The sequence below is a fragment of the Kitasatospora sp. NPDC057198 genome, assembly GCF_042670125.1.
GTDB lineage: Bacteria > Actinomycetota > Actinomycetes > Streptomycetales > Streptomycetaceae > Kitasatospora.
The window spans coordinates 1-7,225 of the sequence record NZ_JBHUWH010000401.1 but is presented as its reverse complement, the minus strand read 5'-3'; the positions used below and the strand labels follow the sequence as shown (position 1 = coordinate 7,225).

At 74.9% G+C, this 7,225-nt stretch carries 6 protein-coding genes; 3 read left to right on the top strand and 3 right to left on the bottom strand.

Annotated elements, in window-relative coordinates:
* The 3 genes from aroA to ACFUEL_RS31335 form a co-directional block, all read right to left on the bottom strand.
* On the bottom strand, nt 1-1,108 hold a 1,108-nt coding region (gene aroA, locus ACFUEL_RS31345), incomplete at its 3' end, for a 3-phosphoshikimate 1-carboxyvinyltransferase (protein WP_380240212.1).
* 328 nt (nt 1,109-1,436) lie between these two features.
* Entirely contained in the window at nt 1,437-2,018 is a 582-nt protein-coding gene (pyrE, locus tag ACFUEL_RS31340; RefSeq protein WP_380240211.1) for an orotate phosphoribosyltransferase, read from the bottom strand.
* A 71-nt stretch (nt 2,019-2,089) separates the two neighbouring features.
* Nucleotides 2,090-3,706, bottom strand: a complete 1,617-nt coding sequence (locus ACFUEL_RS31335; protein WP_380240209.1) for an ABC-F family ATP-binding cassette domain-containing protein — start codon at nt 3,704-3,706, stop codon at nt 2,090-2,092.
* Nucleotides 3,707-4,071: 365 nt separating this feature from the next.
* Here ACFUEL_RS31335 and ACFUEL_RS31330 point away from each other — a divergent pair, with 365 nt between their 5' ends.
* The 3 genes from ACFUEL_RS31330 to ACFUEL_RS31320 all read left to right on the top strand — a co-directional run bounded on the left by ACFUEL_RS31330 (nt 4,072) and on the right by ACFUEL_RS31320 (nt 6,995).
* Nucleotides 4,072-4,500, top strand: coding sequence for a DUF4240 domain-containing protein (locus tag ACFUEL_RS31330; RefSeq protein ID WP_380240207.1), 429 nt, complete (start codon nt 4,072-4,074; stop codon nt 4,498-4,500).
* A gap of 49 nt (nt 4,501-4,549) precedes the next feature.
* Entirely contained in the window at nt 4,550-6,196 is a 1,647-nt protein-coding gene (locus tag ACFUEL_RS31325) for an ABC-F family ATP-binding cassette domain-containing protein (protein ID WP_380240205.1), read from the top strand.
* Between the two features lie 91 nt (nt 6,197-6,287).
* On the top strand, nt 6,288-6,995 hold the full coding sequence (locus tag ACFUEL_RS31320) for a nitroreductase family protein (protein WP_380240204.1): 708 nt from the start codon (nt 6,288-6,290) through the stop codon (nt 6,993-6,995).
* Nucleotides 6,996-7,225 lie beyond the last annotated feature (230 nt).

Below are 7,225 nucleotides of genomic sequence, written 5' to 3'. Positions count from 1 at the left end.
TCACGATCCGGTGGTCGCCGCGGGTCTCGATCTCCACCGGCTTCGGCGTGCCGGGCCGGATCTCGATCCAGTCCCGGCCGGTGGCGACGTCGACGCCCTGGCGGCGCAGGTTCTCCGCGCAGGCGTCGAGCCGGTCGCACTCCTTGATCCGGGTGTTGTAGACGTCCTCGATCCGGATCGGGCCGGAGGCGAACGGGGCGATGGCGGCCAGCGTCGGCATGGTGTCGGAGATGTCGCGCATGTTGACGGTGCCGCCGGTGAGCGTGCCACCGGTGACGGTGGTGGCGTCCGCCCCGATCTCGACCTTCGCGCCGAGCCGCTCCAGCACCTCGACGAACTTCAGGTCGCCCTGGAGCGCGCCGCGGCCCAGCCCCGGGACGGTCACCTCGCGGCCGGTCAGCGCGGCGGCGGCGAAGAAGTACGAGGCGGTGGAGGCGTCCGGCTCGACCGGGTACCGGGCGGCGGTGTAGCCGCCGGCCGGGACGTCGAACACGTTGCCCTCGCGAGCCACCTCGACGCCGAAACTGCGCATCATCGCGAGGGTGATCTCGACGTACGGGGCGGAGACCAGGTCGGTGACCCGGATCCGCAGGCCGGTGCGGGTGAGCGGGCCGAGCAGCAGCAGCGCCGTCAGGTACTGCGAGGACAGCCCGGCGTCGAGCACCACCTCGCCGCCCTCGACGCCCGCCGCGCGGACGCTCAGCGGGTGGTGGCCCTCGGCGCCGTGGTGCTCCAGCTCGACGCCGAGGTCGCGCAGCGCGGTGGTGAGCGGGCCGAGCGGGCGGCGGCGCATCTGCTCGGACGCGTCGAAGTGGAAGGTGCCGTGCCCGGCGGCGGCCAGCGTCGGCAGGAAGCGCGCGGTGGTGGCGCCGTCCCGGCAGAACACCGAGGCGCCGTCGGCCCCGGGCCCCTGCGGGCGGCCGGTGATCCGCCACTCCCGCTCCTCGCGCTCCACCCGGTACCCGAGCGCGCCCAGCCCCTCGGCGAAGCCCTCGGTGTCGTCCGACACCAGCGGCCGCACCAGCGTCGTCACCCCGTCCGCCGCCGCGGCCAGGAACAGCGCACGCGCCGTCACCGACTTCGAACCGGGGATCTCGACCAGCGCCACGGCGCACACTCCAGCGGGGAACGACAACAGGACCCCCCGATCCTGCCCTCCCGACCCCCGCCCGAGCCGACTCGTCCCACTGTGCGGACACCGGAACGGGACGGGAGAAGGAGAGATGGCGGGAGAGGTACGGGACGGGCGGACACCGGGACGGGACGGGACGGGACGGGAGAAGGGGAGGAGGCGGGAGGGGTGCGGGACGGGCGGACACCGGAACGGGACGGGACGGGAGAAGGAGAGATGGCGGGAGGGGTGCGGGACGGGCGGACACCGGAACGGGACGGGAGAAGGGGAGGAGGCGGAAGGGGCGTGGGACGGGCGGGCGGGGTCAGGGCGTGGCCGCGGCGGCCCGGAGGTCGTCGGCGGTCAGCAGCGACAGCAGGCGGATGCCCTCGGCCGCGAGGGCCCCGGTGCCGCCCTGCCCGCGGTCGATCACGCACAGCGCCTCCGCGACCCGCGCGCCCAGGGCACGCAGGTCGGCGGTGGAGAGCACGATCTGGCCGCCGCTGGTCACCACGTCCTCCACGACCAGCACCCGGCGGCCCGCCACCTCCGCACCCTCGGCGAGCCGGCAGGTGCCGTACGGCTTGGCCTGCTTGCGCACGAAGGCGCAGGGCAGCCCGGTGTGCCGGCCCAGGGCGGTGACCACCGGGATGCCGCCCATCTCCAGGCCGGCCAGCACCTCGGTGCCGGCCGGCACCAGCGGCGCCATCCGCCGGGCGATCTCGTCCAGCAGCACCGGGTCTCCCTCGAACCGGTACTTGTCGAAGTACTCGGTCGCGGTGCGGCCCGAGCGGAGGGTGAACTCCCCGGTCAGGTGGGAGGCGGCGTGGATGCGGCGGGCCAGGTCGGTGTGTGCCCCGGCAGGCGTCCCGGCAGGCGTCTCGGTGTGCGTCTCGGTGTGTGTCACGGACGGTCAGTCTCCCATCCTCCTTTCCGGACAGAGTGGTTTGGGCACCGACGGCCCGGCGGCCCGCCGGGTCAGCACGGGTCGGCCGGGTGCAGTTCGTCTCCGTCCCACTCCAGCCGGCGGGTGATGCCGATCTCCCGGAGGAAGGGGAGGTCGTGGCTGGCGACGATCAGGGTGCCGCGGTAGCCGGCGAGGGCCTGGGTGAGCTGGCGGACGCTGGAGAGGTCGAGGTTGTTGGTGGGTTCGTCGAGCAGCAGGAGCTGCGGGGGCGGGTCGGCGAGCAGGAGGGCGGCCAGCGTCGCCCGGAAGCGCTCGCCGCCGGAGAGGGTGCCGGCCGGCTGGTCGGCGCGGGCGCCGCGGAACAGGAAGCGGGCCAGCCGGGCCCGGATCTCGTTGTCGGTGGCGGCGGGGGCGTGCGCCTTGACGTTCCGGAAGACCGTCTCCTCGTCGTCCAGGACGTCCAACTGCTGTGGGAGGTGCCGCAGTTGCACCGGGGTGGTGACCATGCCCGCGGCGGGGGCGAGTTCACCGGCGATGGTGCGCAGCAGTGTGCTCTTGCCGGAGCCGTTGCGGCCGGTGAGGGCGATCCGCTCGGGGCCGCGCACCTCCAGGTCGATCCGGCCGCGGCCGCCGTGGGCGAGGCGGACGCCCTCCAGGGTGAGGACGGTGCGCCCGGCGGGGACGGCGGTGCGGGGCAGGTCGATCCGGATCTCGGCGTCGTCGCGGACGGCCTCCTCGGCGGTGGCCAGCCGCTCCTTGGCCTCGTTGAGGCGTTCGGTGTGCATGCCGCGCAGGCGGCCGGCGGTCTCCTCGCCCCTGCCCTGGAGCTTGTCGGCCAGCGCCTTGGGGTCGTTGCGGCGCACCGAGCGCTGCTTGCCGTAGGCGGCGGACTTGGCGAGCCGCTGGGTGGCCTCGACCAGATCGCGCTTCTGGCGCTTGACGTCGGCCTCGGCGTTGCGGACGACGCGTTCGGCGGCCTCCTGCTCGGTCTCCAGGGCCTCCTGGTAGGCGCTGAAGTTGCCGCCGTACCAGGTGACCCCGCCGTCCCGCAGGTCGGCGATCTGGTCGACCCGCTCCAGGAGTTCGCGGTCGTGGCTGACCAGCAGCAGCACGCCGGGGAAGGCGGTCACCGCGTCGTACAGCCGGGCCCTGGCCTGGACGTCCAGGTTGTTGGTGGGCTCGTCGAGCAGCAGGACGTCGGGGCGGCGCAGCAGCAGGGCGGCGAGGTGCAGCAGGACGGCCTGGCCGCCGGAGAGCTCGCCGGTGGTGCGGTCGAGGTCGAGCTCGGTGAGGCCGAGGCGGTCGAGGGTGGCGCGGGCGCGCTCCTCGACGTCCCAGTCGTCGCCGACGGCGGTGAAGTGGCGCTCGTCCACGTCTCCGGACTCGATGGCGTGCAGGGCCTCGCGCTGGGCGCGGATGCCGAGCGTCTCGTCCACCCGCTGCCCGGCGGCGACCGTCAGGTCCTGTGGCAGGTAGCCGAGTTCGCCCGCGACGCGGACGGTGCCGGCGGCGGGGGCGAGCTCGCCGGCGATCAGCCGCAGCAGCGTGGACTTGCCGGCGCCGTTGAGGCCGACCAGCCCGGTGCGGCCGGGGCCGACGGCGAGGTGGAAACCGCTCAGCACGGGGCGGCCGTCGGGCCACTCGAAGCCGAGGTCGGTGCAGAGGATCGAGGTGGTGGGTTGCGCCATGAGGGCCTCCTGGAGGTTGCCGCGAAGGGAAGGGGAGCAACACGGGAGACACCGGGGACGCGGGGGCGCGGAGGGCCGTCGCGGGGAACGCCGCTGGAAACGGAGAACCCGCACGGGAGCCGTGGAGAGCCGCCCTGCCGAGGTCGCACTCGCGCCCGCACGCTCAACGGACCCGGGAAGGACACGGGTGTGGCGTGGCGCGGTGTCTCATGACCTCAGACGAGCAACGGCCTTCTCCAGACGTGCGGGGATGCGACGTCTTCGAGGGTACGGAACCCGCCGGAGCCCCCGCAACGGAATTAGGTCCCGACCTCGCCCCCCGGCCCCCGGCCCGCTGTCGGTGGCCCCGGGCAGGCTGGACGGCCATGGACGAGGACGGGTTCTGGCAGCTGCTGGAGGAGTGCCGCCCGCCCGGGGCGGACCCGGACGCGGAGCGCCTGGCCGCCGCGCTGGAGGAGCGCCTGTCGGCCGGCCCGGTCGCCGCGGTGGCCGGGTTCGCCGAGCGGCTGTCCGCCGCGCTGTACCGGTTGGACCGCCGCGAGCTGGGCGAGGGGCTGGGCGGCGACGCCTTCCTGTACACCCGGGCGGCGGTGGTCGCCGACGGCCGCGCCGCGTACCGGGCGGTGCTGGCCGACCCGCGCCGCTTCGCGCCGTACGCCGAGGGGTCCGTCTGGGCCGAACCGCTGCTGTACGTCCCGGACGGGGCGTACTGGCGGCTGACCGGCGGGGAGTGGCAGCGCGCGACGGCGCACAGCTACGAGTCGTACTCCAACGCCGAGGGCTGGGCCCGGTAGCGGCGCCCGTCCGGGGCGGTCCGGGCCGCCGCCTAGAATCGACGTCATCATGACTGCCACTCTCGTCGTCAAGGACCTCGCCGCCGGCCACGGCGAGCGCACGCTGTTCTCCGGGCTCGACCTGGTCGTCGCCCCCGGGGACGTGATCGGCCTGGTCGGGGTGAACGGCGCCGGGAAGTCCACCCTGCTGCGCCTGCTGGCCGGGCTGGACGCCCCGGAGGGCGGCAGCCTGAAGCTGAGCCCGCCGACCGCGAACGTCGGGCACCTGCCGCAGGAGCCGGAGCGCCGCGAGGGCGAGTCGGTGCGCGACTTCCTGGCCCGGCGCACGGGCGTGGCGGCGGCGCAGGCGGCGCTGGACGAGGCCACCGAGGGCCTGGTGGAGGGCCGTCCGGGCGCGGACGACGCGTACGCGGCGGGCCTGGACCGCTGGCTGGAGCTGGGCGGCGCGGACCTGGAGGAGCGGGCCGAGGAGGTCGCCGACTCGCTGGGCCTGAAGGTCTCGCTGGACGTGCCGATGACGGCGCTGTCCGGCGGCCAGGCGGCCCGCGCGGGCCTGGCCTCGCTGCTGCTGTCGCGCTACGACGTGTTCCTGCTGGACGAGCCCACCAACGACCTGGACCTGGACGGCCTGGAGCGCCTGGAGGCGTTCGTGAAGGGCCTGCGCGCGGGCACCGTGCTGATCAGCCACGACCGCGAGTTCCTGGCCCGCACCGTCACCCGCGTCCTCGAGCTCGACCTGCACCAGGGCCAGGTCAACCTGTACGGCGGCGGCTACGAGGCGTACCTGGAGGAGCGGGCGGTCTCCCGGCGGCACGCCCGCGAGCAGTACGAGGAGTTCGCGGACACCAAGGCGGGCCTGGAGGCGCGCGCCCAGATGCAGCGCAACTGGATGGAGCACGGCGTCCGCAACGCCCGGCGCAAGGGCGGCGACAACGACAAGAAGGCGCGGGCGCAGCGCGCCGAGTCGACCGAGAAGCAGGCCGCGAAGGCCCGGCAGACCCAGCGGATGATCGAGCGCCTGGACGTGGTGGAGGAGCCGCGCAAGGAGTGGGAGCTGCGGATGGAGATCGCCGCCGCGCCGCGCTCCGGCTCGGTGGTGGCGACGCTGCGGCAGGCGGCGGTCAGGCGCGGGGAGTTCGCGTTCGGCCCGGTGGACCTCCAGGTCGACTGGGCGGACCGGGTGGCGATCACCGGCGCGAACGGCGCGGGCAAGTCGACGCTGCTGGCGGCGCTGCTGGGCCGGCTGGAGCTGGACTCGGGCTCGGCGGCGCTGGGTTCGGGCGTGCTGGTCGGCGAGGTGGAGCAGGCCCGCGGGCACCTGTTCGGCGGTGACGCCGGGCGTCCGCTGCTGGAGGCGTTCTCGGCGGCCGTGCCGGAGATGAACCCGGAGGACGTGCGCACCCTGCTGGCCAAGTTCGGCCTGAAGGCGGTGCACGTGCTGCGCCCGGCCGGGACGCTCTCCCCGGGCGAGCGGACCAGGGCGGCGCTGGCGCTGCTGCAGGGCCGCGGGGTGAACCTGCTGGTGCTGGACGAGCCGACCAACCACCTGGACCTGCCGGCGATCGAGCAGTTGGAGTCGGCGCTCGCCTCGTACACCGGCACCCTGCTGCTGGTCACCCACGACCGGCGGATGCTGGAGGCCGTGCAGGTGAACCGGCGCCTGGTGGTCGCGGACGGCAGGGTCACCGAACTGTAGGTCCCTCCGCGCTCCTTGCCGGTTTGCCAGTAGTCGCCGACCGCGCCCCGGCCCCTTCCGCCGGGGCGCGCGGCGTGCTGGGGTGGCGCGCATGACTGACCGTGACCCCTCCCACGCGCCGTCGCACCCGGCGCCGCCGCACTCGACGCCGTCGCACCCGACGACGCCGCTGCGCCCGATGAGCGTGCCCGCCCACGAGGCGGCCGACCGCTGCCGGGAGTTCCACCAGGTGATGGACCAGCGCCGCACCGTGCGCGACTACTCGTCCCGTCCGCTGCCCGAGGGGGTGCTGGAGTGGGCGGTGCGGACGGCGGCGACCGCGCCGAGCGGCGCGCACGTGCAGCCGTGGCGGTTCGTGGTGATCACCAACCCTGAGCGCAAGCGGCGGCTGCGGGAGGCCGCCGAGGCGGAGGAGCGGGAGTTCTACGCGCACCGGGCGTCCGAGGAGTGGCTGGCGGCGCTGGCCCCGATCGGCACCGACTGGCACAAGCCGTTCCTGGAGGACGCGCCCGCGGTGATCGTGGTGTTCGAGGTGCACAAGGGCCCGAACTCGCCGCGCCCGTACTACACCAAGGAGTCGGTGGGCATCGCGGTCGGCTTCCTGCTCTCCGCGCTGCACCAGGCGGGCCTGGCCACGCTGACCCACACGCCGAGCCCGATGCGCTTCCTGAACGAGGTCTGCGACCGCCCGCCGGAGGAGCGCGCCGCGTACGTCATCCCGGTCGGCTACCCCGCCGAGGACGCCCGGGTGCCGGACCTGGTGCGCAAGCCGCTGGACGAGGTGATGGTCCGGCTCTGACGCCCGGCGACGGGGTGCGGGGGGCGGAGCGCGGGCCGGGGCCGGGGCCGGAGCGCGGGCCGGGGCGCACGGGAGCGGCGGGGCGGATATCCGCTGGTGGGCCCGGTCGGGCATGGCCCATACTCCGCATCATGAGTCACTCCGCCGACGCACCTGACAACTCCGTGCCACCGGTCACCGCGGACCGCCCGCCCGAGCTGCTACCCCTCGGCGGCGGCGCGCACCTGCGC